This window comes from Bradyrhizobium sp. 2TAF36 (assembly GCF_052114925.1).
In the GTDB taxonomy this organism is placed as follows: Bacteria; Pseudomonadota; Alphaproteobacteria; order Rhizobiales; family Xanthobacteraceae; genus Bradyrhizobium; species Bradyrhizobium barranii.
Window position 1 is genome coordinate 1 of sequence record NZ_JBFRFR010000238.1, and the last position, 1,122, is coordinate 1,122.

Below are 1,122 nucleotides of genomic sequence, written 5' to 3' on the forward strand. Positions count from 1 at the left end.
CTTGTAAGTCGAAGCGCCGCAGGTCTGCTATTGTAGACGTTGCGGTGACGGACGGGAGCCCGCAAACCCCCAGGTCGTTGCAGGCCGTGGGTGAGAGAGGTGCCCCGTCCGTTAGTCCATTGAACCCGAACAGTCGCCTGGGCCGCAAAGTGCGAAGCCCGATTAGGCAAGGAAGGGTGACCATGGATATCATCGCGGTTGGTATCGACGTATCGAAGGACCGTCTTGACGTTGCAGTTCATCCCGGTGGTGAGGCGTTCGTCGTAGAACGCAACGGTGCGGGGTTGGAGCAGCTGACCGTTCGGCTGAAACAGCTTGCACCCAGTATTGTGGCGCTCGAGGCGACGGGCGGCTTCGAGACCATTGCGGCAGCGGCAGTTGGCGGCGCCGGCCTTCCTRTCGTCGTTGTCAATCCGGCGCAGGTCCGTGCCTTTGCCAAGGCACTCGGACAACGCGCCAAGACCGATCCGATCGATGCTTCTGTAATCGCTCACTTTGCCGCAGCGACACGGCCCGAACCCCGGCCTTTGCCGGATGAGGCGACACGGTTTTTGTCGGATTTGGTGACGCGCCGGCGTCAAATCGTGGACATGATAGGTGCCGAGCGGCAACGGGAAAAGCGCGCTACCTCGCAGCATTTAAGAAAGAGCATCACACGGCTGATCAAGGCGCTGGAGAAGGAGCTCGTCAGCGTCGATACGGACATCGACGATGCAGTGCGATCTTCGCCGGCCTGGCGCGAAGCAGAGGATTTGCTCGCCTCCGTTCCCGGCGTTGGGCCCATCATTGCCCGGACCTTGATGGCCGAGCTGCCAGAGCTCGGCCGCCTGAACCGCAAGCAGATTGCGGCACTGGCCGGCTTGGCGCCCTACACGCGCCAATCCGGCCAATGGCGCGGAAAAAGCTTCATTGGTGGCGGGCGACAAGCGGTGCGAACGGTATTGTTCATGGGAGCAATGACCGCCAGACGWCACAACCCCGTCCTCAAGGCCTTCTTTGAGCGCCTCGTGGCCAATGGAAAGCCGAAGCTCGTTGCCCTGATCGCCGTCGCCCGCAAGCTGCTGACCATCCTCAATGTCATGATCAGGACGAAAACACCATGGCAACCCGCTTGACAGCGAA

Annotated in this window: 1 protein-coding gene; it reads left to right on the plus strand. The window is 61.3% G+C overall.

Annotation, left to right across the window (positions count from 1 at the left end):
- The first annotated feature begins 182 nt into the window (after positions 1 to 182).
- Positions 183 to 1,115, plus strand: a complete 933-nt coding sequence (locus AB4Z51_RS44955; protein WP_441499772.1) for an IS110 family transposase — start codon at positions 183 to 185, stop codon at positions 1,113 to 1,115.
- Positions 1,116 to 1,122 lie beyond the last annotated feature (7 nt).